Annotated in this window: 23 protein-coding genes; 7 read left to right on the forward strand and 16 right to left on the reverse strand. The window is 59.1% G+C overall.

Annotated elements, in window-relative coordinates; all coding sequences use genetic code 11:
* The first annotated feature begins 100 nt into the window (after nt 1–100).
* A complete protein-coding gene (gene dapB, locus AKU79_RS00490; RefSeq protein WP_050521628.1) occupies nt 101–910 on the forward strand; it encodes a 4-hydroxy-tetrahydrodipicolinate reductase in 810 nt (269 codons plus the stop codon).
* Here dapB and AKU79_RS00495 read toward each other — a convergent pair.
* Nucleotides 899–1,918, reverse strand: coding sequence for a glycosyltransferase family 2 protein (locus AKU79_RS00495; protein WP_050521629.1), 1,020 nt, complete (start codon nt 1,916–1,918; stop codon nt 899–901). The two genes, dapB and AKU79_RS00495, sit on opposite strands and share 12 nt — an antisense overlap.
* Before the next feature lie 94 nt (nt 1,919–2,012).
* On the opposite strand from AKU79_RS00495, the gene AKU79_RS00500 reads away from it, so the two are divergent.
* The 4 genes from AKU79_RS00500 to AKU79_RS00515 all read left to right on the forward strand — a co-directional run bounded on the left by AKU79_RS00500 (nt 2,013) and on the right by AKU79_RS00515 (nt 9,230).
* Entirely contained in the window at nt 2,013–2,492 is a 480-nt protein-coding gene (locus AKU79_RS00500; protein WP_050521630.1) for a VOC family protein, read from the forward strand.
* Between the two features lie 169 nt (nt 2,493–2,661).
* A complete protein-coding gene (locus AKU79_RS00505; RefSeq protein ID WP_050521631.1) occupies nt 2,662–5,976 on the forward strand; it encodes a transglutaminase family protein in 3,315 nt (1,104 codons plus the stop codon).
* 3 nt (nt 5,977–5,979) lie between these two features.
* Nucleotides 5,980–8,340, forward strand: coding sequence for a circularly permuted type 2 ATP-grasp protein (locus AKU79_RS00510; protein WP_050521632.1), 2,361 nt, complete (start codon nt 5,980–5,982; stop codon nt 8,338–8,340).
* A gap of 2 nt (nt 8,341–8,342) precedes the next feature.
* Nucleotides 8,343–9,230, forward strand: a complete 888-nt coding sequence (locus AKU79_RS00515) for a transglutaminase family protein (protein WP_050521633.1) — start codon at nt 8,343–8,345, stop codon at nt 9,228–9,230.
* Nucleotides 9,231–9,527: 297 nt separating this feature from the next.
* Here the strand turns inward: AKU79_RS00515 and dxs are convergent, their stop codons facing one another.
* The 6 genes from dxs to AKU79_RS00545 are packed head-to-tail and all read right to left on the reverse strand — an operon-like array spanning nt 9,528 to nt 14,733.
* Nucleotides 9,528–11,438: a 1-deoxy-D-xylulose-5-phosphate synthase gene (gene dxs, locus AKU79_RS00520; protein ID WP_197087160.1), complete on the reverse strand. Its 1,911-nt coding sequence runs from the start codon at nt 11,436–11,438 to the stop codon at nt 9,528–9,530.
* Between the two features lie 38 nt (nt 11,439–11,476).
* Complete coding sequence (locus AKU79_RS00525; protein WP_408002824.1) at nt 11,477–12,304, reverse strand: polyprenyl synthetase family protein; 828 nt, start codon at nt 12,302–12,304, stop codon at nt 11,477–11,479.
* 32 nt (nt 12,305–12,336) lie between these two features.
* Complete coding sequence (locus AKU79_RS00530; protein WP_082223854.1) at nt 12,337–12,588, reverse strand: exodeoxyribonuclease VII small subunit; 252 nt, start codon at nt 12,586–12,588, stop codon at nt 12,337–12,339.
* A complete protein-coding gene (locus tag AKU79_RS00535; protein ID WP_050521636.1) occupies nt 12,581–13,510 on the reverse strand; it encodes a histone deacetylase family protein in 930 nt (309 codons plus the stop codon). Before AKU79_RS00535 ends, AKU79_RS00530 begins: the two co-directional genes overlap by 8 nt.
* A 3-nt stretch (nt 13,511–13,513) precedes the next feature.
* Nucleotides 13,514–14,224, reverse strand: a complete 711-nt coding sequence (locus AKU79_RS00540) for a response regulator (RefSeq protein ID WP_050521720.1) — start codon at nt 14,222–14,224, stop codon at nt 13,514–13,516.
* Nucleotides 14,224–14,733 (reverse strand): MarR family winged helix-turn-helix transcriptional regulator, encoded by a 510-nt coding sequence (locus tag AKU79_RS00545; RefSeq protein ID WP_050521721.1) that lies wholly within the window; start codon nt 14,731–14,733, stop codon nt 14,224–14,226. Before AKU79_RS00545 ends, AKU79_RS00540 begins: the two co-directional genes overlap by 1 nt.
* A 155-nt stretch (nt 14,734–14,888) precedes the next feature.
* Here AKU79_RS00545 and AKU79_RS00550 point away from each other — a divergent pair, with 155 nt between their 5' ends.
* Nucleotides 14,889–15,755, forward strand: a complete 867-nt coding sequence (locus AKU79_RS00550) for a branched-chain amino acid aminotransferase (protein ID WP_050521637.1) — start codon at nt 14,889–14,891, stop codon at nt 15,753–15,755.
* A 42-nt stretch (nt 15,756–15,797) separates the two neighbouring features.
* On the opposite strand, the gene AKU79_RS00555 is transcribed toward AKU79_RS00550, so the two are convergent.
* From AKU79_RS00555 to AKU79_RS00595, 9 genes are all read right to left on the reverse strand, one after another.
* Nucleotides 15,798–15,992 carry a hypothetical protein gene (locus tag AKU79_RS00555; protein WP_156209358.1) on the reverse strand — a complete coding sequence of 65 codons (195 nt, stop codon included), beginning with the start codon at nt 15,990–15,992 and terminating at the stop codon, nt 15,798–15,800.
* 91 nt (nt 15,993–16,083) lie between these two features.
* Entirely contained in the window at nt 16,084–17,112 is a 1,029-nt protein-coding gene (gene queG / locus AKU79_RS00560; RefSeq protein WP_050521639.1) for a tRNA epoxyqueuosine(34) reductase QueG, read from the reverse strand.
* Nucleotides 17,113–17,122: 10 nt separating this feature from the next.
* Complete coding sequence (locus AKU79_RS00565) at nt 17,123–17,587, reverse strand: PTS sugar transporter subunit IIA (protein ID WP_050521640.1); 465 nt, start codon at nt 17,585–17,587, stop codon at nt 17,123–17,125.
* Between the two features lie 29 nt (nt 17,588–17,616).
* Nucleotides 17,617–18,192, reverse strand: a complete 576-nt coding sequence (gene hpf / locus AKU79_RS00570) for a ribosome hibernation-promoting factor, HPF/YfiA family (RefSeq protein ID WP_050521641.1) — start codon at nt 18,190–18,192, stop codon at nt 17,617–17,619.
* 275 nt (nt 18,193–18,467) lie between these two features.
* Nucleotides 18,468–19,220, reverse strand: a complete 753-nt coding sequence (gene lptB, locus AKU79_RS00575) for an LPS export ABC transporter ATP-binding protein (protein ID WP_050521642.1) — start codon at nt 19,218–19,220, stop codon at nt 18,468–18,470.
* On the reverse strand, nt 19,220–19,690 hold the full coding sequence (gene lptA, locus AKU79_RS00580; RefSeq protein ID WP_050521643.1) for a lipopolysaccharide transport periplasmic protein LptA: 471 nt from the start codon (nt 19,688–19,690) through the stop codon (nt 19,220–19,222). The genes lptB and lptA overlap by 1 nt, the downstream gene beginning before the upstream one ends.
* Before the next feature lie 47 nt (nt 19,691–19,737).
* Nucleotides 19,738–20,349: an LPS export ABC transporter periplasmic protein LptC gene (lptC, locus tag AKU79_RS00585; RefSeq protein ID WP_050521644.1), complete on the reverse strand. Its 612-nt coding sequence runs from the start codon at nt 20,347–20,349 to the stop codon at nt 19,738–19,740.
* A gap of 117 nt (nt 20,350–20,466) precedes the next feature.
* Entirely contained in the window at nt 20,467–21,081 is a 615-nt protein-coding gene (locus AKU79_RS00590) for a ribonuclease D (RefSeq protein WP_050521722.1), read from the reverse strand.
* A 93-nt stretch (nt 21,082–21,174) separates the two neighbouring features.
* A complete protein-coding gene (locus tag AKU79_RS00595) occupies nt 21,175–22,350 on the reverse strand; it encodes a nucleotide sugar dehydrogenase (RefSeq protein WP_050521645.1) in 1,176 nt (391 codons plus the stop codon).
* A gap of 306 nt (nt 22,351–22,656) precedes the next feature.
* On the opposite strand from AKU79_RS00595, the gene AKU79_RS00600 reads away from it, so the two are divergent.
* On the forward strand, nt 22,657–24,078 hold the full coding sequence (locus AKU79_RS00600; RefSeq protein WP_050521646.1) for a mannose-1-phosphate guanylyltransferase/mannose-6-phosphate isomerase: 1,422 nt from the start codon (nt 22,657–22,659) through the stop codon (nt 24,076–24,078).
* Nucleotides 24,079–24,098: the final 20 nt, after the last annotated feature.

Below are 24,098 nucleotides of genomic sequence, written 5' to 3' on the forward strand. Positions count from 1 at the left end.
CCTCTGCGCGCAGTTGCACGCGATGTTGCGGCCCATCATGGGGCTTTGCGCATCGCGCCGCTTCGCGCTAAACAGGCGCAAACACAAAGAGGAACAGATCATGGCCGACCTTCCGGGAATTGTCATTACAGGCGCATCGGGCCGCATGGGCCAAATGCTGATCCGCACGATTACGGCGTCAGATAAGGCACGGCTGGTTGGCTGCGTGGAACGCGCGGGCCATGCCTGGGTTGGCCGGGATATTGGCGAGGCGATGGGCGGTGCTGCCCTTGGCGTCACCGTGACCGATGACCCGCTTGCAGCCTTTGCCGTGGCCCAGGCTGTGATTGATTTCACCGCCCCCTCTGCGACAGTCGAATTTGCCGCACTGGCCGCACAGGCGCGTTTGGTACATGTTATCGGCACCACAGGGATGGAGCCTGCCGACATTGCCAAACTCGGCCCTGCTGCCCGCCATGCCGTTATTGTGCGGGCAGGCAATATGTCGCTGGGCGTTAACCTGCTGATCCGCCTGACCCAAAAAGTCGCCGCCGCCCTTGATGCCGATTGGGATATTGAAATCGTCGAGGCCCATCACCGCATGAAGGTCGATGCGCCTTCGGGCACCGCCCTGATGCTGGGCGAGGCCGCAGCGCAAGGGCGCGGTGTCGCGTTAAAAGATGTGCGCGATTCCGGCCGCGATGGCATTACCGGCGCGCGCAAGCGTGGCGACATCGGCTTTGCGGCCATTCGTGGCGGCGATGTGGTGGGTGAACATGACGTGATCTTTGCCGCCGATGGCGAACGCATCGTGCTGCGCCACCTTGCAACCGACCGCAGCATCTTTGCCCGTGGCGCGTTGCGGGCAGCGCTTTGGGGCATCGGGCAAAAGCCGGGCGAATATGATATGATGGATGTCTTAGGTCTCTGACCCGATAAACCTGCGATAGGCATCGGAGGCTTGCAAAAACCCTTGGTCAACCAAAGCCGCCGTTCCACGGTAAACCTGTGGGGTGGCAGGGCTGATGGCAAAGGCATCGCCGCCCTGTGCCGCCGCCAAACGCTTGGCATCCTCGGCATGGTCCCAGGTCCCGGCCGCCACCGAGGCCCGATCCCGCGCCAGATAGTCGCCCGCCAGCTTATAATGCCGCAACAGACCCGTCACATCGGCCACCTTTACCCCGCTGCTACAATGCGGATGCGTCATCAACTGCGCCCCCGACCTATTGCGCAGCAGCGAATGCTTGGACAAAAAGCACGCCTCGCCAAACACTTCGGCCCGCACGCCACCGATTTTCAGCGCCACATCACCGGTGTTGCCCTCTAGATACCAGCTAAAACCGATGTGTTCGCGGTCGTGGTAGGGCACAGACATTACCTGCCCCAGACTATAGCGGTCAGCCTCGGCAATCGCCTGTTCATAGGCCAACCCTTTGCCCGCCCCATAAGGCCGCGGCGAAAACAGATCGAGCATCTGCGCCACCATCGCGCTGAACCCGCGCGCATTCAGATAGGCGGTCAGTTGCGCCAATGTGCCGCCCAAAGGCAGCTCGAACATCTCATCCCCATCGGCAAACAGCACCCACCCCCCGCGAAACACCCGCGCGGCCTGATTGCGTAATAACACCTCATAGCGCTTGGCGGGCAAGGTATTGCGCAAAACGGTTACACCGTCAAAACCGGCAGCAATCGTCACCGTATCGTCGCGTGACCCGTTATCAATGATGACAATATGGCGGACACCCAGCGCGCGATGATGGGCAATGAACGGCCCGACAAAATAGGCCGCATCGCGCATCAGGCAGACCACGCCCACCTCACCCTCGGCCAGATCGACACGGCCAGCCCCATGCACCAGCACCGTGCTACGCGCCACACGCCTGCGCGCCGCATAGGCCTGCCAACGGCGGTCAATCCCTTCGATAATACGCGCGAGCACTGGCTACCTCATACATGGATAGGCCGATAATCCTGCGCCCCGCCCCCAAAGGCAAGCCCTTGATTTGCGGCGCGCGGGCAGGCATCGTGGCCCTATGACCCAAGGCTTGCCCCCCCAGATTTCCGGCATCTATGAAACCCACCTGACCGTGGCCGACCTGCCGCGCGCGGTCGCGTTTTACCGCGATGTATTGGGGCTGGAACTGGCGCATGAGGTGCCAAGCCGCGGCATCGCATTTTTCTGGGTCGGCGCGCGCGAACAGGGGATGCTGGGCCTGTGGCAAGGCAGCCATGGCCCGCTGCAAATGCTGGGCCATTTTGCCTTTCGCATGTCACGCCAAGGTGTGCTGGACGCGCCTGCCACCCTGCGCAATGCTGGCGTGCAGCCGCTGGGTTTTCACGGCGAGCCGGTTACCGAACCCGTGGTTCTGGGTTGGATGCCGGCAGTATCGCTGTATTTCAAAGACCCCGACGGCCACTCGCTCGAATGTATCCATGTGTTGCCCGATGCGCCCGACCCCGGCTTTGGCATCGGGCCGTGGTCGGCATGGCAGGCCCGCGCCCCTGCGGGCTGATCAAAGGCGCCCCGAGGCCGAAACCCCAAAACAACCCGCGCCTTGCCCAATCTCTAGGCACTTGCCACGCAAACGTGCGGGCAAACACCGCCCAGCACCGGTTTCGCCCTTATTCCGGTTGCTGCACCCTGCCCCCCTCGGCATAGTCCACGGGCAGGAGATCCAAATCATGTCAATCACCGCCAGTATCTACCACCTCACGCATTACAAATATGACCGCCCGGTCACGCTTGGCCCGCAGGTTATCCGTCTGCGCCCCGCGCCGCATTCGCGCACCCGCGTGATTTCACATGCGCTGCGCGTGTCGCCAGAACCGCATTTCGTGAACCATCAGCAAGACCCCTACGGCAACTGGCTGGCCCGCTTTGTATTTCCCGAGCCCGTGCGCGAATTCAAGATCGAGGTCGATCTGGTCGCAGACATGTCGGTCTATAACCCCTTTGATTTCTTTGTCGAAGACTCCGCGACCAAGTTCCCCTTCACTTACGGCGACGACATCGCGCCGGATCTAAGCATCTACCTGCAACCCGAACCCGTCGGCCCGCTGCTTGACGCCCTGCTGAAAACCATTTCGCGCGAACCGATGGTGACGGTTGATTTCTTGGTAATGCTGAACAGCCGTCTGGCGACCGAGATCAATTATGAAATCCGCATGGAACCCGGTGTGCAAACGCCGGAAACCACGCTGAAACGCGCCGCAGGGTCTTGCCGTGATACCAGCTGGCTGTTGGTGCAGGTGCTGCGCAACCTCGGCCTCGCAGCCAGATTTGTGTCGGGCTATCTGATCCAGCTGAAACCTGATCTGGTGGCGATTGATGGCCCCGCAGGCACCGACCACGATTTCACCGATCTGCACGCCTGGGTCGAGGTGTATCTGCCCGGTGCCGGCTGGGTCGGGCTTGACCCAACCTCGGGCCTACTGGCGGGCGAAAGCCATGTGCCCCTTGCCGCCACGCCGCATTACCAAAACGCCGCGCCAATTTCCGGCCTCGCCAGCTTTGCCGAGGTGGATTTTTCCTTTGACATGCAGGTCAAGCGCACGGCTGAACATCCACGCATCACCAAACCCTTTTCCGATGATGCGTGGGCCGCGCTGAACGCCCTTGGCCACAGCATCGACAAACGCCTGACGGCCGGCGATGTGCGCCTGACCATGGGCGGCGAGCCGACATTCGTTTCCATCGACGATTTTGAAGGCGACGAGTGGAACTCGGCCGCCGTAGGCCCAACAAAACGCAAGCTGGCCGATACGCTGATCCGCCGCCTTCAGGATAAGTTTTCCACCGGTGGCCTGCTGCATTACGGCCAAGGCAAATGGTACCCCGGCGAAACCCTGCCGCGTTGGACGTTCTCGCTGTTCTGGCGCAAGGATGGCAAGCCGATCTGGCGCAACCCTGACCTGCTGGCGCGCGAAGACACCCATGAAGATGTCGGCCCCGATGATGCCCAAGCCCTGCTAACCGCCATTGCCCGCAACCTTGAGGTGCCAGCCGAAAACGTGCTGCCCGCGTTTGAAGACCCCGCCGAATGGATCATCCGCGAGGCCAATCTGCCCGAAAACGTGACGCCCGAAAACTCCAAGCTGAAAGACCCCGAGGAACGCGCCCGCATCGCCCGTGTGTTTGACCGCGGGCTGACCACAGCGGCGGGCTATGTGCTGCCCGTGCAACGCTGGCAGGCCCGTGCTGCCAAAGGCTGGCTGTCCGAGGTGTGGAAAATGCGCCGTGGCAAGGTGTTCCTTGTGCCCGGTGACAGTCCCGTCGGCTATCGCCTGCCGCTTGGCACGCTGCCGCATATTCCCGCAGCCGCCTACCCGTTCATCAACCCCCAAGACCCGACCATCCAGCGCACACCCCTGCCCGATCCGGATGCAATCGCCCCCCGCGCCCAAAACATCGCCAGCCGCAGCGACACGCCCGCCGGGCAAGAGGTCATGCAGCAATCCTTGTACCCGCTGGATGGCCGCGTCCGCACCGCCATTTCCGTTGAACCGCGCGATGGCAAGCTATGTGTTTTTCTGCCACCGGTGGAAACGCTTGAAGATTACCTTGAACTGATCGCCGCGATTGAGGCGGCTGCCAATTCCACTGGCCGCAAAGTGCTGATCGAAGGCTACAGCCCACCCAGCGACCCGCGCATCGAGGTGATGCGCATCGCCCCCGATCCGGGCGTGATTGAGGTAAACATCCACCCCGCCGCCACTTGGGCCGACTGCGTGCGCACCACGGAAACCGTGTATGAACAGGCCCGCCAATGCCGCCTTGGCACCGATAAATTCATGATCGACGGTCGCCATACCGGCACCGGCGGCGGCAACCATGTGGTTGTGGGCGGCGCGACCGTGCTCGACAGCCCCTTCCTGCGTCGGCCCGACTTGCTGAAAAGCCTGATCTTGTTCTGGCAGCGCCACCCCAGCCTGTCCTATCTGTTTGCAGGCACCTTTGTCGGCCCGACCAGCCAAGCCCCACGGATAGATGAGGCCCGCCATGATGCGCTATACGAGCTGGAAATCGCGCTCGACCAGATCTGGCCGCCCACCGATGGCACTCCGCCGCCGCCATGGCTGACCGACCGCTTGCTGCGCAACAGCCTGATTGATGTGACCGGCAACACCCACCGCACAGAAATTTGCATCGACAAACTGTTCTCGCCCGATGGCCCGACTGGCCGCCTTGGGCTGGTCGAGTTTCGCGGCTTCGAGATGCCGCCAAACCCGCGCATGAGCCTTGCACAACAGGTACTGCTGCGCGCCATTATCGCGCGGTGTTGGGAAAGCCCTATCAGCGGCAACCTGACCCGCTGGGGCACCACGCTGCATGACCGTTTCATGCTGCCCGCCTTTATCTGGGATGATTTCCTTGATGTTCTGGGCGACCTAAAGGCCCATGATATGAACCTTGACCCCGCATGGTTTGCCGCGCAGGCCGAATTCCGCTTCCCCTTCTGCGGTGAGGTGACTTATGAAGGTGTCACACTGGAATTGCGGCAGGCGTTAGAGCCGTGGCATGTGATGGGCGAAACCGGGGCGATTGGGGGAACTGTGCGCTATACAGACAGCTCGGTTGAACGGCTTCAGGTCAAACTGTCAGGTGCCAACCCCGACAGGTACCGCGTGACCGCCAATCAACGCATGGTACCGCTGCATAAAACCGGCAAAACCGGTGAAACCGTTGGGGCTGTGCGCTTCAAGGCATGGAAACCCGCAATGTCGATGCACCCCGTGCTAGAGGTGGACGCACCCCTGACCTTTGACATCTACGACACTTGGACAGGGCGTTCGCTTGGCGGTTGCCGCTATCACGTTGCTCACCCCGGCGGCCGCAACTTTGATACCTTTCCCGTGAACGGGAACGAGGCCGAGGCGCGCCGCCTAAGCCGCTTTGAACCGATGGGCCACACCACGGGCGCCTATGCGCCCGCCCCCGAGGCACCGCACCCCGAGTTTCCAATGACGCTCGATCTGCGGCGCAGACCGGGTCTGTGACCGATGCTGCCTAAGGTCACGCCCGCCTTATTGGCAAATTATGCGAATGCCTCTGGCGGGCGCGACGAAATGCTGGATGCTCAAGGCCGGGTAAAGCCGGTCTGGGCGGGCTTCATGTCGCATATTTGCAGCCTTGGCACGGATGAGCTGACCAAACGCTTTGCGCGCGGCAACCAGTATCTGCGCGACGCAGGGGTGCTCTATCGCCAGTATGACGAATCCGTTTCAACTGAACGCGAATGGCCGCTCAGCCATATTCCGGTCATCCTGACCGAGGCAGAATGGGCGCATATCGCCAAAGGCCTGACCCAACGTGCCAATCTTCTGGAATTGGTGGTGCGCGACCTTTACGGCGATAACCAACTGGTTGCCGATGGTGACCTGCCCGCAACCTTGCTGGCGCAAAACCCTGCATGGTTGCGCCCGCTGGTCGGGGTAAAGCCCGCAGCCCGCCATTGGCTGAACCTGCTGTCCTTTGAAATCGGGCGCGGCCCTGACAACAACTGGTGGGTGATAAGCGATCTGATCGAGGCACCCAGCACCGCCGGCTTTGCGCTGGAAAACCGCATGGCGATGACCCGCGCTTTTCCCAACCATTTCGCCGAGGCCAATATCCACCGCCTCGCCGGCTTTTTTCAGGAGTTTCAGAAAACCCTGTTTGCCATGCGCAGCAAAACCGATGGCGAGATTGCAATCCTCTCGCCCGGCCAGATGAACCAGAACTATGCCGAGCACGCCTATATCGCCCGCTATCTGGGCCTGTTGCTGGTCGAGGGCGAGGATCTGACCGTCCAGAACGGCCGCGCGATGGTGCGTACCGTGGCCGGGCCAAAACCGGTGACGCTGCTTTGGAACCGCTTGCCCGGCGCTTTGTGTGACCCGCTAGAGCTTGACCCCGACTCCTTGCTTGGCACCCCCGGCCTGCTCGAGGCGCTGCGCAACCAAAACCTGCGGATGGTCAACATGCTGGGCAGCGGCGTGCTGGAAACCCGCGCGCTCATGGCGTTCTTGCCGAAATTCGCCCCCAAACTGCTGGGCGAGCCGCTGGCCATGCCCAATATCGCGACCTGGTGGTGCGGCCAGCAAAGCGCGCGCGACTATGTGCTGGCCAACCGCAACCGGATGATGATCGGCTCGGCCTTTTCCACGCTGCCCCTCATGTCCAGCCCCGAAAGCACCGCCATTGCCCCGCAACAGACAGGCCTGCCCGAATTGCTGAACGCCTCGGGTGCCCAACTGGTCGGGCAAGAGGCGGTCACGCTCTCGACCACGCCGACCATTGAAAACGGCCAGCTCGTCGCCCGCCCCCTTAGCCTGCGCATCTTTATGGCGCGCACCACCAGCGGCTGGCAAGTGATGCCCGGCGGCTATGCACGCGTCAGCGCGGGCCATGACGCCAAAGCCTTTGCCATGCAACAAGGCGGCAAAGTGGCCGATGTCTGGGTGGTCGGCGAACAACCGGTGCAAAAGCCCACCTTGCTGCCAACCGCCCAGTCACTGCGCCAAACCGCTAACAGGGCCCTGCCCAGCCGCGCCGCCGATAACCTGTTCTGGCTTGGCCGCTACGTCGAACGGGCCGAGCTGAACATGCGCCTGTTCCGCGCCTATTTCGCCCGCATCAACGATGGCACAACCGATGCCTCGGCCCTGCTGCGCTTTTTGCGGGCGGGCCCGATGGACAATACCGCGCCCTCCAAATTCGCCCTGCGCTTTGGCGACCCGCTGACCCAAGCGCTGCGCGCCGCCGCCAAAATCGGCGACCGCTTTTCGACCGATGGCATGATGGCCCTGCGCGACCTTGTGGCGCAAAGCGACAGCTTTAGCAGCCGCATCACCCCGCCCGAGGAACTGCCGCGCGAAGTCAGCATCCTGTTGCGCCAGATCGCGGGCTTTGCGGGCCTCGTCCACGAAAACATGTATAACTCGGACGGCTGGCGCTTTCTCAGCCTCGGCATGTCGCTGGAACGCGCCAGCTCGATGGCCAAAACCCTGTCACATCTTACCGCGCCCGATGCACCCGAAGGCGCGCTCGACCTCGCGCTTGAAATCGGCGACAGCGTGATTACCCATCATACCCGCTTTTCCATCTTTGCCGATCCCACCTCGGTCCTGGATCTGCTGGCGCTGGATGACCAGAACCCGCGTTCCATCCGCTACCACATCAGCCGCGCGCGCCGCCATATCGCCGAACTGCCGGGCCATGCCGAAAACCATCGCCTGACCCGAACCGCCCGCCAAGTGCTGCTGCTGGAAACCCAACTTGCCACCGCCGATGCCAACAGCCTGCCCCCCGAAAGCCTGACGCAAATGACCTATGACATCTGGGCATTGGCCGATACGCTGACGGCCACACATCTGGTATAGCCATGCTCTATGACATCCGCCTGACGCTTACCCATACCTACGCGCAGCCCGCCGGCAACAGCCGCCACCTGCTGCGGCTGTTGCCGCAAACGCTGGCCCGCCAAACCGTTACCGTCCATCAGATAACTGCCATGCCACTGCCCGATACCCGCCATGACCGCTTTGATTTTTTCGGCACAGCCGTCACCGCGCTCACCCATTCCGATCCGCATCCGGATATGTCCATCACCATGACCTGCCGCGTCGCCATGGCGCAGCCGCTGCCGTGGAACGACCGCTCGGTCAGCCTTGGCAACCTGCAGACGCAAATCCGCAACTGCAAAGATCTCTCGCCCGCGTCGCCTGTGCATTTTCTTGGCCCGTCCTACAGGCTGAAACCCGACAGTGACATTGCCGCCTTTGCCCAAAGCGTGACCCAAAACATAACCGGCCCCGAGACGGGCGTGGCACAAACCATCATCCGGCTGGGTAAGGCGCTGCACGATGAAATGCGCTTTGACGCCAAGGCCACGACCGTCGATACCACCGCCGCACAGGCCTTTGCCCAGCGCAGCGGCGTGTGTCAGGATTTCAGCCATATCATGATTGTCGCGCTGCGATCATTGGGCATTCCGGCAGGCTATGTCAGCGGCTACCTGCGCACCTTGCCACCCCCCGGCCAACCCCGCCTTGTCGGCGTCGATGCCATGCACGCATGGGTAAAGGCGTGGTGCGGCAAGGAAATGGGCTGGATAGAATACGACCCGACCAACGCCACATTGGCCGGCACCGACCATATCACCGTGGGCTTCGGTCGCGATTACGCCGATGTCAGCCCTATCTTGGGCCACCTCCGCTCCTCTGGCGCGCCCATAGCCGAGCAAACCGTCGATGTGGCCCCTATAGACTAACCCCGTAGGGTGCGCTTCAGCGCACCCCCCCTGCGCCCCCCTAAAACCCCGCATCACCGAAATAATCTTCATCAACCGTGCCATAGCCCATTGCCATCAGCAGCTGTTTTCCAGAAAAAACGCAGCACCATCGCTTGCAAACCAAAAACCGGCATCACCGTAGGTCGGGGTTCACCCCGACTCTTAAACCACCCCAATGGCCAGCAAGCACACGTTAAAATCCGGTTAACAAAAAACCAAAAACCTATATATTACAATATCTTACTAGAACGTCCGCGCGCGGTCAGCTACACAACCTCACGCCCGCTTACCCACAACTGAAACGCCCAAAACCTCAAGCACGCGCGCCTCTATCTGGGCCGCATCCATCCCCGCAATTTCATACATCCGTTCAGGGCTGGCCTGATCGATAAAAATATCCGGCAGTACCATCGACCGGTATTTCAGGCCCGCATCAAACACGCCTTCATCGGCCAAAAGCTGGGCCACATGGCTGCCAAAGCCACCCACCGCGCCTTCCTCAACCGTGATCAAAACCTCATGTTTCGCGGCCAGATCAAGGATCATGTCGCGGTCCAAAGGCTTGGCAAACCGGGCATCCGCAACCGTCGGCGATATGCCCCGCAAAGCCAGATTTTCGGCCGCTTTGCGTACCTCGGCCAGCCGCGTACCAAAGGATAAAATCGCGACCCGCGCGCCTTTTTGCACAATCCGCCCCTTGCCGATTTCCAGCGGAATGCCACGCTCGGGCATCTCGACGCCCACGCCTTCGCCGCGTGGAAAGCGGAAAGCGATCGGCCCATCCTCATGCGCGGCGGCCGTGGCAACCATATGGACCAGCTCGGCCTCATCAGCCGCAGCCATCACGACCATGCCGGGCAGGTTGGCCAGAAAGGCCACATCAAACGCACCGGCATGCGTCGCCCCATCGGCACCAACAAGCCCCGCCCGATCAATCGCGAACCGCACCGGCAACCGCTGAATCGCCACGTCATGCACTACCTGATCATAACCGCGCTGCAGGAAGGTCGAATAAAGCGCGCAAAATGGTTTCAAGCCCCCCGCCGCCATGCCAGCCGAAAAGGTCACGGCATGCTGCTCGGCAATACCCACATCAAAGCACCGGCGCGGAAAGCGCTCGGCAAAAAGATTCAGCCCCGTGCCATCCGGCATCGCTGCAGTCACTGCGACGATTTTATCGTCCCGGCTGGCTTCCTCCATCAAAGCCTTGGCAAAAACCGAGGTATAGCTGGGCGCGTTCGACGGGCTTTTCTTTTGCTCGCCGGTCAGCACGTCAAACTTGGCGGTGGCGTGGCCCTTGTCGCGGGCCTTTTCCGCAGGCGCGTAACCCTTGCCTTTTTTGGTAATCACATGGATCAGCATCGGCCCTTTGGCGCGATCATGTACGGTGCGCAAAACCGGCAGCAAAAGGTCAAGGTCGTGGCCATCAATCGGGCCGACATAGCTGAAGCCCAGCTCTTCAAACAGCGTGCCGCCAATGGTCATGCCTTTCAGCATTTCTTTGGCCCGACGCGCCCCTTCCTGAAACGGCTCTGGCAGGAAACTGACGGCGCCTTTGGCGACGGCTTTCAAATCCTGAAACGGCGCGCCGGCATAGAGCCGCGAAAGATAGGACGACATCGCGCCCACAGGCGGGGCGATCGACATTTCATTGTCATTCAGCACCACAAACAGCCGCTTTTTCAGGTGGCCCGCATTGTTCATTGCCTCAAACGCCATGCCCGCGCTCATCGAGCCGTCACCGATCACGGCCACGGCATCGCCTGGGTCGCCGCCCAGATCGGCGGCCACAGCAAAGCCCAGCGCGGCGGAAATTGAGGTGGAACTATGCGCCGCGCCAAAGGGATCGTAAGGCGACTCCGAACGCTTGGTAAAACCCGACAGCCCGCCCTCTGCCCGTAGGGTGCGGATACGATCACGCCGCCCGGTCAGGATTTTATGGGGATAGCATTGGTGGCCCACGTCCCAAATAATCTTGTCACGGGGGGTGTCAAAAATCGCGTGCAGCGCGACGGTCAATTCTACCACGCCAAGGCCCGCGCCCAGATGGCCGCCCGTAACCGACACCGCCGAAATCGTCTCGGCCCGCAGCTCGTCGGCCACTTGCCGCAATTCGCGGTCAGACATGCCTTTCAGATCAGACGGCAAGGTCACGCGGTCGAGCATCAAGGTCACGCGGTCGAGCATCAGGGTTTTGGGTCGGTCCATCGTTCTGCCCCCTAAGGTCAGCTGTCGCGGGCGATCACGAACCGTGCCGCCGCAGTCAAATTTTCGGCCCGCGCGCCATAGGGCGCAAGGGCGGTTGTAGCCTCATCAATCAGGGCAGTGGCACGGGCTTTTGCGCCCTCTAGCCCCAGAAGCGAGACAAAGGTGGCTTTGCCAGCCTCGGCATCCTTGCCAAGGCGCTTGCCTGCCTTGGTGGCATCGCCAGTTACATCCAAGATGTCATCGGCGATTTGAAAGGCAAGGCCAATCGCGGCGGCATATCGCCCCAAGGGGGCAGTATCGGCGCCGGCCAGAACGGCACCCGCCGTAACCGACCATTCAAACAATGCGCCGGTTTTGCCTGCTTGCAGTCGAGTGATTTGTGCCAGCGTCAAAGGCGAGGCGGCAGTTTCGGCAGCAATGTCCAAAGCTTGGCCCAGCACCATACCGCGCGCGCCGGCGGCTTGCGCCATACCCGCGATCAATGCCAGCCGGTGGGGGCCAAGGGCCGCATCGGTCAGCAATTCAAAGGCAAGCGACTGCAATGCGTCACCTGCCAGCACGGCAACCGCCTCATCCCATTTGCGGTGAACGGTGGGTAGGCCGCGGCGCAGATCATCATCATCCATACAGGGCAAATCATCATGCACCAAAGAATAGGCATGCATCGCCTCAATCGCCGCTGCCGCTGCCACGGCGTTTGCGGGCGCAATACCGTGCAGTGCCGCCGATTCCAGCACAAAAAACCCGCGCAAACATTTGCCGCCTTGCACGGCATAGCGCATGGCGTGGATTACGGGTTCATCATCCATTCCGATCAATGCCTGATCAAGCCGGGCCTTTACCAAGCCGCTTGATGTGGCAAGCAAGCCGGGAAAAGTCACATCCCCTCCGCCGGGGTGGTGCCGATGGCCTGGCCATCCTTGGCGCGAATCATTTCGACTTTATCTTCGGCCTCTTTCAGCTTGGACGCGCAATGCGCCTTAAGCGCCGCGCCGCGTTCATACAAAGCAATCGACGCCTCTAGCGGCACCTCACCACGTTCCAAGGATGAGACAACCTGTTCAAGCGCACCCATCGCTTCTTCAAAGCTCATCTCGGCCACTGGTTTATCGTTTGCTTTATCAGGCATGTCCGCGTTCCTTTAATACTGTCACATAGGCGGCGGCAGAGGCCGCGAGTGCCGGAAGATCATAACCGCCCTCAAGGGCCGATACCACCCGCCCTGCGCAATGGCGATCGGCCAGGTCGCAAATACGTTCGCCGAGCCATGCGAAATCATCGGCAGACCAGTTCAGATTGGCCAATGGGTCATCGCGATGGGCATCAAAACCGGCGGAAACCAGAATCAATTCAGGGGCAAAGGCGTCAATCTGCGGCAGGATATGGGCGTTGTAGGCGGCGCGCATGTCGGCGCCCGTGCTGTGTGGGCGCAAGGGTATGTTGATGATCTGGCCTTGCGCACCGGTCTCATGCGCGGCCCCTGTGCCGGGATACAGCGGCATTTGCTGCGAAGAGGCGAAAAGCACGCGAGGCTCATCCCACAAGAGATCTTGGGTGCCATTGCCGTGATGCACGTCGAAATCGACAATCGCCACACGCTTCAACCCATGATGATCGAGAGCATGTTTGGCGGCAATAGCGATGGTGCCAAACAGGCAAAAGCCCATCGCCGTATCGGTTTCCGCGTGGTGGCCAGGTGGGCGCGTGGCGATAAAGGCATTGCAGGCGCCGCCTGACAGGACCAAATCAACCGCCGCACAGGCCGCGCCTACCCCGCGCAAAGCCGCCCTGTAGCTGCCGGGGGCAAGATAGGTGTCGCCATCAATTTGCGCCCAGCCCTTTGCAGGAATGGCGGCACGGATGCGATCAATATAGGCCTGCGGATGGCAGCGCAGAATATCGGCCTCGGTGGCCAAGGGGGCATCCAGACGCAGCAGGTCCAGGCTGGCCAGCCCATGCGCGACTGCGGCCAAACGCGCGGCTTGCTCGGGGTGGCCGGCAGGCTCGCGGTGTTGGTCAGAATCTGGGTGGGTGAACAGCGCGGTAACCATAGGCTAGTCAGGCGCGAGCATATAGCCCGCCCCACGCACGGTTTGCAGGTAGCGCGGTTGCTTGGGGTCATTCTCGATTTTGCGCCGCAAACGGGTGATTTGAACATCGACTGCACGTTCCTGACCGGTTTTTTCCTCGGCGGTGCTGTCGCGGCCCAAATCGCCTGCAAGCGTCTCTCGGGCAATCGGCTGGCCCGGCTGGGCGGCAAAAATGCGCATCAACTGCGCCTCGGTTGCGGTTAGGCGAACGGGGTCGCCGCCTTGCCAAAGCTCTCCACGATCAACATCATAGCGGACCATACCGAGGTGCAGCATTTTCGGCCCGACTTCGGATTGGGCCTGTGGCACGCGGCGCAAAATGGCGTTGATGCGCAGCAATAGCTCTTTCGGCTCAAACGGCTTGGACAGATAGTCATCTGCCCCGGCCTCTAACCCCTCAATCCGGCTGTTGGTTTCGCCGCGCGCGGTAAGCAACATGATCGGCGCCGATAGTTTTTCCCGGAACTCGCGCGTCAACGCGATGCCATCAATGCCGGGCATCATCACGTCCATGATGATCATATCAAATTCCAGCCCGTCCAGCAGCCGCCGCGCTTGGGCACCATCCCGCGCGATGGTTACCAAAAAGCCGTTCCGCATCAGGAATTTTTGCAGTAGGCCGCGAATACGTTCATCATCATCAACAACCAGCAAGTGGGCCTGAGGTTCGGGTATCATTGGGCATTCTCCTTCAGGCTTTGATACTGCCGCCGCGCTTGTTCGTCCATCATTGCCTCTAGCACCTGCCGGAACCCTTGTACCGCCCCGGGCCCTGCGGCGCGATAGGCGGCACGCATACGGGCGCGTTGGGCGTCGGATAGGCTGCGCTCCAACTCCGCACCTTTTTTGGTTAGAAACAAGTGACGTTCGCGTTTGTCGCTGCGGCCCACGCGGCTCTCTACCAAATCATCCTCGATCAAGCCGCGCAAGACACGGTTTAGCGACTGTTTCGTAACACCCAGAATTGCCAGCAAATTGTTGACAGTCGTGCCGGGGCTGCGGTGGATAAAGTGCAATGCGCGGTGATGGGCGCGGCCGTAATCCATCCCTTCAAGAATGCGGTCGGGATCGGCCGTAAAACCGCGATAGGCAAAAAACATCGCCTCGATGCCCTTGCGCAACTGATCATCGGTTAGAAACAGTAAGCTTTCGCTATGGCTTGCGCCGCCCTGAGAGTTTTCCATCTTCTGAACCATACCTGCTATTTTCAGGGATTTTATGTCAGCCTTGTTGACTTTCCAAGCCCCCACTGTTAGCGATTTTACGAATTTGCGCAACTTTGTAACCGGATTCGAACCATTTTGCGCAATATGTGGAAATTCTACGAGGGAAAACCGATATGACTGGCTATGATGATCGCGACGGGAAAATCTGGATGGATGGTGAATTGGTCGATTGGCGCAGTGCCAAAGTCCATATTCTGACCCATGCCATGCACTATGCCTCATCGGTGTTTGAGGGTGAGCGCTGTTATAATGGCAAGATCTTCAAATCAGTTGAACACTCGGAGCGACTGCGCAACTCGGGCGCGCTGCTGGATATGGAACTGCCTTGGTCAGTGGCGGAAATTGAGGCGGCAAAAGAGGCCACTTTAAAGGCCAACGGGCTGACCAACGCCTATGTACGCCCTGTTGCCTGGCGCGGGGCCGGTGAAGATATGGGCGTGGCAAGCAAACGCAACCCGATCCATCTGGCCATCGCAGTGTGGGAATGGGGCAATTACTATGGCGACGCCAAAACGCGGGGCGCCAAACTGGACATCGCAAAGTGGAAGCGCCCCAGCCCCGAAACCATCCCGCATGCGGCCAAAGCGGCGGGGCTTTACATGATTTGCACCATGTCGAAACACGCGGCCGAGGCTAAGGGCTGTTCAGACGCGATGATGTTTGACTACCGCGGGTATGTGGCCGAAGCGACTGGCGCAAATATCTTTTTTGTTAAGGATGGCGTGGTGCATACACCGCTTGCCGATGGCATTTTGAACGGCATCACTCGCCAAACCGTAATCGGGATGCTAAAGGAAAAAGGCATCGAGGTGCAGGAACGCCGGATCGAGGCGGGCGAGCTGGAAGCCATGCAGCAATGCTGGCTGACAGGAACTGCCGCCGAAATTACCCCCGTTGGCCAGATTGGCGACTACAACTTTGAGGTCGGCCAGCTGACACGCGATATTTCGACAGAGTATGAGGCGTTGGTACGCCGTTGATCAAAAACCGGCCCGGGCTTTGCTGTCCGGGCCAACCATTGGTTAGGCCGTGACACCGCGGTCGATACGCAGGAAATGCTGAACCCGCTGGCCGTCACTATGGTTTTTGGGCCGCTGGTTCAGGGTGCGAATTGTCGGATGAGGCGTATCCTGATTTCCACGCCGTACAAGCGCCCAGAAATGCTTTTTACGGGCCATGTCAGGGGCGCTGCGATGATCTGCAAGGTGCTTGGTCATTGGGTCCTCCCACAGGTTTAACGAACCTGACCATACCATGAAAACCGGGCCGAGTCGCCTGCAAGTTGCAGGGTAGGCCAAGGTTTGCCGGTTATGACAGGCGGTGAATGGCCCAAGCGGCAGCATCAGCCACCGCAATATCCGGGTCGTTCAGGTGCGGGCTTGCGGCAGATACAAGCGCTTTGTTTCCGGAATTTCCAATGGCGTACAATACGTTACGAATAAACCTGTCTCGGCCTATCCGTTTGACAGGGCTGCCCGAAAACAAGGCACGAAAGGCGGCATCATCCAAGGCTGCAAGCTCGGCCAAAGGTGGCGCACCAACACGGCGGGCATAGCCGATTTCCGATGCGGCAACAGCAAATTTATTCCACGGGCACGCGGCAAGGCAATCATCGCAGCCATAGATGCGATTCCCCAGCAACGGCCGCAAATCGGGGTCAATAGGGCCTTTGTGTTCGATCGTCAGGTAGGAAATACAACGCCGCGCATCCAGTTGATACGGCGCGGGGAATGCGTTTGTGGGGCAGATATCAAGACAGGCGGTGCAATTGCCACAATGGCTGGTCTCGGGTGCATCCTTGGGCAAGTCCAGCGTGGTAAAGATGGAGCCGAGGAAAAACCAATTGCCCAGATCACGCGACAACAGGTTGGTATGCTTGCCTTGCCAGCCCAAGCCCGCCGCCTGTGCCAGCGGTTTTTCCATCACGGGGGCGGTATCAACGAACACCTTGATCTCAGCGCCGGTTTGTTCGACCATCCAGCGCCCCAACCGTTTAAGGCGTTTTTTCACAATATCGTGGTAATCGCGCCCCTGAGCGTAAACCGACACAGCAGCGCGGTCACGCTGGTCCAGCACATCAAGCGGGTTGTTTTCCGGGGTGTAAACCTCGGCCAGCATGATGACTGACCTTGCCTGCGGCCAAAGCGCGGCGGCCGATCCGCGCCACGCCATACGCTCGGCCATCCAACCCATCTGGCCGTGGCGACCGAGATCGACATATTCAGACAGGCGCCCTGCGGTTTGTGGCGTGGCATCGGGTGCGCAGATGCCCATGGCCGAGAAGCCCTCATCCAGTGCGCGGGCGTTCAGCGCGTCACGAAAGGCAGCGGTATCCACCGGCCCGACCTCAGGCGGCCTGAGGCGCGCGCGCTTCGGTTAGAATTGCGTAGAGCTTGGCCGGATCGGCGTTGGCGCGCAGCTTGGCTACGACATTGGTATCCCGCATGGTGCGCGACACAAGGGCAAGCGCCTTTAGGTGATCGACGCCGGAATCCTTGGGTGCGAAAAGGGCAAAGACCAAATCGACGGGCTGACGATCAACCGAGTCGTAATCCAACGGCTTTTCCAGCCGCAAGAACACACCGATGATCTTTTCCAATTCTTGCAACCGCGCATGCGGCAATGCAATGCCATGGCCCACACCGGTTGGGCCAAGGCTTTCGCGTTCTTGCAAACCATCAACGGCGATGGAGGCGTTCAAACCGTGGACCGAGGAGAAAACCTCGCCAATTTCTTGAAAGAGGCGTTTCTTGCTGGTCAGATGGCTAACGATGCGCACGGCACCTGGCGCCAAGAGTTCGGAAAGTTCCATGGTCTGCTTTTTCCCACGCCGCTGGCGTTTTACTTGGTGTTGCGCGGGTCAATCCAGCCGACGTTACCATCATCACGACGATAAACGACGTTCACCCCGCCATGTTTCGAGTTGCGAAACACCAGCATACGCTGCCCTGCCAATTCCAGCTGCATGACCGCTTCGCCAACAGAGACGGTGGGAACCTTGGTTTCCATCTCGGCGATAATCATCGGCTGAAGTGACTCGGGCTCGTTATCCCCGTGTTCCTCATTCGCCGCGAGGATATAAGAGGAACCGCCATCGAATTCAACCGGGGTTACGCGATCGCGGTGATGGTCGCGCAAACGGCGCTTGTAGCGGCGCAGCTGCTTATCCATTTTCTCGCGGCAGGATTCGAACGCGGCGTAAATGTCATTTGCATGGCCTTTGGCTTGGGCGTTCAAGCCGGTCGACAAATGGATCGTGGATTCGCAAACAATTTCATGGCCGCTGCGCGAGAAGATGATGACAGCTTCGGTTGGACGCAGTGCATATTTCTCAACCGTTTCGCCGAGCTCAGACTTTACATGGGTCTGGAGTGCATCACCAATGTCAATTTGCTTCCCGCTGATCTGATACCGCATAATTCCTCCTTCGTGGTCCGACAAAGGGCACCCCGCACCCTGCAGGGGGCCCCGCCGATGGGTGTTAGACACCAAACCGATACAATAAAACCTTTTTATCATCAGCGGTTAAGCCAAAGACGCAGAGATGTTCGACTGGTTCGGTTCGTGCTAGCATCAATAGTATTTGGCGATACACTGGGCCGCCTTGTCAATGGTTACTTGCGGAAACTTCGCACACTGTCACGTTGCAGTGAAAAAACTTAGAACCCGTTAATGGCAGGTCAGGCAAAGGCCTAGCTGATCCGGAAGTTCTGCCCAAGATAGACACGGCGCACGTTTTCGTCGCGCACAACCTCATCCGTGGTGCCGCTCATCAATACGGTGCCGTCGTGCAAGATATAGGCGCGGTCAACAATTTCCAGCGTTTCGCGAACATTGTGATCGGTAATCAGAACGCCGATTCCACGCCGTTTCAGATCGCTGACCAAGTGCCGGATTTCACCAACGGCGATAGGGTCTACACCGGCAAATGGCTCATCCAGCAGCAGATATTTCGGATCAGCGGCCAAACAGCGCGCAATCTCTACCCGCCGCCGTTCACCGCCCGACAGCGCGAGCGCGGGGGCGCGACGCAAGTGGGTTATCGAAAATTCGGACAGCAATTCTTCCAGCCGCTCACGCCGTTTATGGCGATCATCGAGGGTGATTTCCAGCACGGCGAGGATGTTATCTTCAACTGACAGCCCCCGAAAAATGCTGACCTCTTGCGGCAAATAGCCAATGCCAAGCCGTGCACGGCGGTACATGGGCAGGGATGTAACGTCCAAGCCGTCAATCAAGACCTTACCGCCCTCGGGCGACACCAATCCGGCAACAGCATAAAAACAAGTGGTTTTGCCCGACCCGTTCGGGCCCAGAAGTGCCACCACTTCGCCGCGGTTCAACCGCATCGACACATCACGAATGACCGGCCGTTTTTTATAACTTTTGCGCAGGTTTTCGATATGCAGCCCTGCATCGCCTGCCGTCACCTTCAGATCTGGCATCAGTTTTTTGCGCTCCCAGGCTGAAAGACGGTTTGCACGCGCCCCTCCATCACGCCCGTTCCGGCCTTCAGGTCTATCACCAGCTTTTGGCCCGACAGCGCGCTGCCGCTCTGGGTTAACAAGACATCCCCCGTCATCACCACATTGCCGCTGTCAATCGTATAGACGGCCTCACGCGACTCGGCCGCGTCGGTTGCGTTTGTCAGGGTCACTCCGCCGCTGGCGAACAGTTTAGAAATGCCACCACCATCGGCAGTATATTCGACTTTTACCCGCTCGGCCGCGAGGCGCATCTCGCCTTGGCCAACCAGAACGTTGCCGGTAAACACAGCCGTCCCGTCAGCTTGATTAACATTCAGCTGATCAGAAGACACTTCGACCGGAAGGGATGTATCTTGTTTCAATCCGCCAAAGGCAACACTGGCGCCTTGTGCATTGCCCAAAGCCGGGGCAAGCGCAAAAAAAGCCATAACTGTGGAAAGCCGAAATACCTGTAACATGCCCGGTCCTGAATTCTTTATTGCCCTGAAGGTTGATATACCAGTTTAACGCCATTTTTCAAAATAAGAACATAACTATCTGAGCCGTCGTCAGCCTTGCGCAGCTCCATCGCGCCGCCTGACAATGTACCAACTGGGCCATTCCCTGCAACCGCCGTTTCACTGACCAGTGACGTGCGGTCCAATGCGGCGGTCATCGCGTCGGATGTCAGTTCATATCCGGTAGAGGTGGTAATTGTCACGTTCCCCGAAACGGTCAGCATCTGCTTTGCGCTATCCAGCACGCCTTGGGCCGCTACCAGCTTTGAGCTGCCGCCGTTCGGCATATCCAGTTCCACAACAAGGGCCGATGCGTCGGCGCTTGTGCGGCCGTTTTGCTCGGGTCTGGCCTCATCTGCGGTGACGGTCATTGCGGCACCGTCATCGGTGACGCCGGCCCAGGTGGGGGCAGTCAAACGCGGTTCGCGCAGGCGGTCGGCAATATCAACCTCGGCAAAGGGGATGGCATCAGAGGGGTCGATGGTTCGCGACACAAGGAAAAGCGTCGACAAAATCGCAAGCGCCAGCAATGGCAAGGCAACTTTTAGCCAAGCGACCGCTGTAGAATGGAAATTGTCGTGTTCGTTCATTGTGCCCTCGGGCCGGTGTTAATTCGGGCCAGTCGTAATTTCGTTTAACATAAGCATTTTAGCAGAAATCGCCAAGCCACGCCCGAAAACACGGCGCAGTTTCGCCGAGAGGCCCGTTCAATGGTGGTAAATATCCAGCGGCTCGTTATAGCCCATCAAGTCCAGCTCGGCCCGGGTGGGCAGAAAGTGGAACAAACGGTTTGCAAGGTCCATCCGGCCTTCACGGATCAAACGCACCTCGAGCGCCGCCTTTAGCCGGTGCAGATACAGCACGTCCGACGCCGCGTAATCCTTTTGCGCCTCGGTAAGGGTGGCCGCGCCCCAATCCGACGTTTGTTGCTGTTTCGACACATCGACGCCCACCAATTCGGACAGCAGATATTTCAAGCCATGGCGGTCAGTAAAAGTGCGCACCAAGCGGGATGCAATTTTTGTGCACCAGACTGGGGCCGTGACCACGCCAAACGCGTTTTTCAAAGCAGCAATATCAAAGCGGCCAAAGTGGAACAATTTGGTCACTGCGGGATCTGTCAGCAGGCGTTCCAAATTCGGGGCCGATGTTTGGCCTTTGGCAATCTGCACCAGATGCGCGTTGCCATCGCCCGAGGATAGCTGCACCACACACAGCCTGTCGCGGCGCGGGTCAAGACCCATGGTCTCGGTATCGATCGCCACGACGGTGCCAAGATCCAGCCCGTCGGGCAAATCGTTTTGATAAAGGTGGATGGTCATATGCATTGCTTTCGTCGGTAGCGGTTTCGGCGCTTATAGGCAGGCGCGTGGCGCAATGCCAAGGGCAGCCTGCTGGCTGTTTGGCGGGCCTGCCTAATCAGACCCGAACAGATCACGGGTGAACACTTTGTCGGCAACATCTTGCAGCTCGTTCGTGGCGCGGTTGGCGACGATGACATCACAGTCGGCTTTGAACTCTGCCAGATCACGCATCACTTTCGACCCGAAAAAACTGTCTTCGGTAATCGCAGGTTCAAAGACGACAACCTCAATACCCTTGGCCTTGATCCGTTTCATCACCCCTTGAATCGAGCTTTGGCGGAAATTGTCCGAACCGGCCTTCATCACCAAGCGAAAGATGCCAACTTTCTTGGGCCGGCGTGCCAGAATATGGTCGGCTATCACATCTTTGCGGGTGCGGTTGGCATCAACGATGGCGCGCATCAGGTTTTGGGGCACATCTGCGTAGTTGGCCAGCAGTTGCTTGCTGTCTTTTGGCAGGCAATAACCGCCATAACCAAAGGATGGGTTGTTGTAATGTTTGCCGATGCGCGGGTCTAACCCGACACCATCGATGATTTGGCGTGTATCCATACCCAAATTCATCGCATAGCTGTCCAGCTCGTTAAAAAACGCGACGCGCATGGCGAGGTAGGTATTGGCGAATAGCTTGATCGCCTCGGCCTCGGACGGGTCGGTAAACAAGATTGGCACGTCTTGGTCGAGCGCCCCTTGGGCCAGCAACTGCGCAAAGTTCCTTGCACGGCCTGAACGCTCGCCCACAACGATCCGCGAAGGGTGCAAGTTGTCGTAAAGGGCACGGCCCTCGCGCAGGAATTCGGGGCTGAAGATGACCTGTTTTGTCTGCAATTGCGCGCATAGCGCCACGGTATAGCCCACCGGAATTGTGGATTTGATCACAATCGTCGCTGTCGGGTTAAGCGCGATAACCTGCTTGATCACCGCCTCGACCGAAGACGTGTCAAACGAGTTGGTGTCAGGGTCATAGTTCGTTGGTGTGGCAACTACCACGAAATCGGCGCCCGTAAAGGCTTGGGCGGCGTCATTCGTGGCGGTCAGGTCCAAAACCTTGTTACTTAGGTATTCCTCAATCAGCGGGTCGCCAATCGGGCTTTTGCGCGCATTAACCAAGGCTACTCGCTCAGCCGACACGTCATAGGCCCGCACAATATGGTTTTGCGACAACAAAACGGCATTTGACAGACCGACATAGCCGATACCGGCAACAGCTATTATATGCTTGGACATTGTAAATCACCTTTTTGCCTATCACGTTTGGACCTGATTTAACGATAAGACGCACCTGAGACCAGTGAAAAGCCCCGTCAAAGCGAAGGGCCAGACATGAGAGCAGATGCTTTGGCGCACGCATTGGCCAGCCGTTTGCCTGCAGTCCATAGGGCTAGGTTTATCAGGGTTATGCCGCACTCAACCCCAAGTTGAAAATTGGTCATAAAATTGGCTTAAAGCCTTTGTATCGGTTAGCGGAACCAGCTACATCCTGATAAAAACAAGACAATCGCCGAACAACGCTTAACGAATTTGAGGCTAATTATGATTACTCCGGTATTGCTTTGTGGCGGCTCGGGCACGCGGCTTTGGCCGCTTAGCCGGAAAAGCTATCCAAAACAATTTGTTCCGTTGATGGGGGAAAAGACCCTCTTTCAGGCCTCGGCCGAACGGATGTTTGGCCCGAATTTTGAACGCCCTGTCGTTGTGACCAATTCGGATTTCAGGTTTATCGTAACCGAGCAATTGGCAACTTCGGCAATAGACCCCGGCGCCATTTTGATTGAACCAGATGGCCGCAATACCGCGCCAGCAATTCTGGCGGCGGCCCTGTGGCTAGAGCAAAGCGACCCGGATGCGCTAATGCTGGTTGCGCCATCGGACCATGTGGTGCCGAACGGGCCTGCTTTTCGTGATGCGGTGACTGCAGGCGTTGAGGCCGCGCGGGCGGGCCAACTTGTTACCTTTGGCATAACGCCTGGCTATGCCGAAACCGGTTATGGCTATCTTGAATCGCCCTCGGCCCCCGAGGCAGGGTCATTGGCGCCATTGCCCCTGAAACGATTTGTCGAAAAACCTGATGCCGCGCAGGCAAGCAAGATGATCACATCGGGCAATTATCTGTGGAACGCAGGCATCTTTTTGTTCACTGCAAAAACGATTCTTGAGGCCTTTCACACGCATGCCCCAGACCTGATCGCCCCGGTATCGCAGGCTGTCAGCAAGGCCAAGCCTGACTTGGGGTTCTTGCGGCTCGACCCTGCGTCTTGGGCCGAGGTGCAGAATATCTCGATCGATTATGCGGTGATGGAACGCGCAGACAATCTGTCGGTTGTGCCATTCTCGGCGGGGTGGTCTGATCTGGGTGGCTGGGATGCGGTTTGGCGCGAAACCACACAAGACGCACGCGGCGTTGCAATTTCGGGCCATGGCACGGCGATTGATTGTGACAATTCTTTGCTTCGATCCGAGGACGAAACGCTGGAAGTCGTCGGGATTGGCCTGAATAATATCATCGTTGTTGCGATGCCTGACGCGGTGCTGGTTGCCGATGCCAACCGCGCGCAAGATGTCAAACTGGCTGTAGCGGCGCTTAAGGCCAAGCGCGCGCAACAGGCAACCGAATTTCCGATTGATCACCGGCCTTGGGGGTGGTCAGAAAGCCTGGTGCTGGGCAGACGTTTTCAGGTCAAACGCATTCACGTCCATCCTGGCGCGGCGCTAAGCCTGCAATCGCATCACCACAGATCGGAACACTGGATTGTTGTGGCAGGCACCGCCAAGGTGACGATAGACCATGAGGTCAAACTTCTCACCGAAAACCAATCGGTCTATATTCCGCTTGGCGCTGTTCACCGGCTGGAAAACCCGGGCAAAGTGCCGATGGTTCTGGTTGAAGTGCAAACCGGGGCGTATCTGGGCGAAGACGACATCATCCGCTATGAGGATATTTACGCCCGCAGCTGAACGCGTTGCAAGATCGAAGG

Source organism: Pseudorhodobacter wandonensis (assembly GCF_001202035.1).
GTDB lineage: Bacteria > Pseudomonadota > Alphaproteobacteria > Rhodobacterales > Rhodobacteraceae > Pseudorhodobacter > Pseudorhodobacter wandonensis.

What these genes read in the sequence shown, in the direction of transcription:
- dapB (WP_050521628.1), top strand. Translation starts at nt 101, where the DNA reads ATGGCCGACCTTCCGGGAATTGTCATTACAGGCGCATCGGGCCGCATG.
- AKU79_RS00500 (WP_050521630.1), top strand. Translation starts at nt 2,013, where the DNA reads ATGACCCAAGGCTTGCCCCCCCAGATTTCCGGCATCTATGAAACCCAC.
- AKU79_RS00505 (WP_050521631.1), top strand. Translation starts at nt 2,662, where the DNA reads ATGTCAATCACCGCCAGTATCTACCACCTCACGCATTACAAATATGAC.
- AKU79_RS00510 (WP_050521632.1), top strand. Translation starts at nt 5,980, where the DNA reads ATGCTGCCTAAGGTCACGCCCGCCTTATTGGCAAATTATGCGAATGCC.
- AKU79_RS00515 (WP_050521633.1), top strand. Translation starts at nt 8,343, where the DNA reads ATGCTCTATGACATCCGCCTGACGCTTACCCATACCTACGCGCAGCCC.
- dxs (WP_197087160.1), bottom strand. Translation starts at nt 11,438, where the DNA reads ATGCTCGACCGCGTGACCTTGATGCTCGACCGCGTGACCTTGCCGTCT.
- AKU79_RS00530 (WP_082223854.1), bottom strand. Translation starts at nt 12,588, where the DNA reads ATGCCTGATAAAGCAAACGATAAACCAGTGGCCGAGATGAGCTTTGAA.
- AKU79_RS00535 (WP_050521636.1), bottom strand. Translation starts at nt 13,510, where the DNA reads ATGGTTACCGCGCTGTTCACCCACCCAGATTCTGACCAACACCGCGAG.
- AKU79_RS00545 (WP_050521721.1), bottom strand. Translation starts at nt 14,733, where the DNA reads ATGGAAAACTCTCAGGGCGGCGCAAGCCATAGCGAAAGCTTACTGTTT.
- AKU79_RS00550 (WP_050521637.1), top strand. Translation starts at nt 14,889, where the DNA reads ATGACTGGCTATGATGATCGCGACGGGAAAATCTGGATGGATGGTGAA.
- AKU79_RS00555 (WP_156209358.1), bottom strand. Translation starts at nt 15,992, where the DNA reads ATGACCAAGCACCTTGCAGATCATCGCAGCGCCCCTGACATGGCCCGT.
- AKU79_RS00565 (WP_050521640.1), bottom strand. Translation starts at nt 17,587, where the DNA reads ATGGAACTTTCCGAACTCTTGGCGCCAGGTGCCGTGCGCATCGTTAGC.
- hpf (WP_050521641.1), bottom strand. Translation starts at nt 18,192, where the DNA reads ATGCGGTATCAGATCAGCGGGAAGCAAATTGACATTGGTGATGCACTC.
- lptB (WP_050521642.1), bottom strand. Translation starts at nt 19,220, where the DNA reads ATGCCAGATCTGAAGGTGACGGCAGGCGATGCAGGGCTGCATATCGAA.
- lptA (WP_050521643.1), bottom strand. Translation starts at nt 19,690, where the DNA reads ATGGCTTTTTTTGCGCTTGCCCCGGCTTTGGGCAATGCACAAGGCGCC.
- lptC (WP_050521644.1), bottom strand. Translation starts at nt 20,349, where the DNA reads ATGAACGAACACGACAATTTCCATTCTACAGCGGTCGCTTGGCTAAAA.
- AKU79_RS00590 (WP_050521722.1), bottom strand. Translation starts at nt 21,081, where the DNA reads ATGACCATCCACCTTTATCAAAACGATTTGCCCGACGGGCTGGATCTT.
- AKU79_RS00595 (WP_050521645.1), bottom strand. Translation starts at nt 22,350, where the DNA reads ATGTCCAAGCATATAATAGCTGTTGCCGGTATCGGCTATGTCGGTCTG.
- AKU79_RS00600 (WP_050521646.1), top strand. Translation starts at nt 22,657, where the DNA reads ATGATTACTCCGGTATTGCTTTGTGGCGGCTCGGGCACGCGGCTTTGG.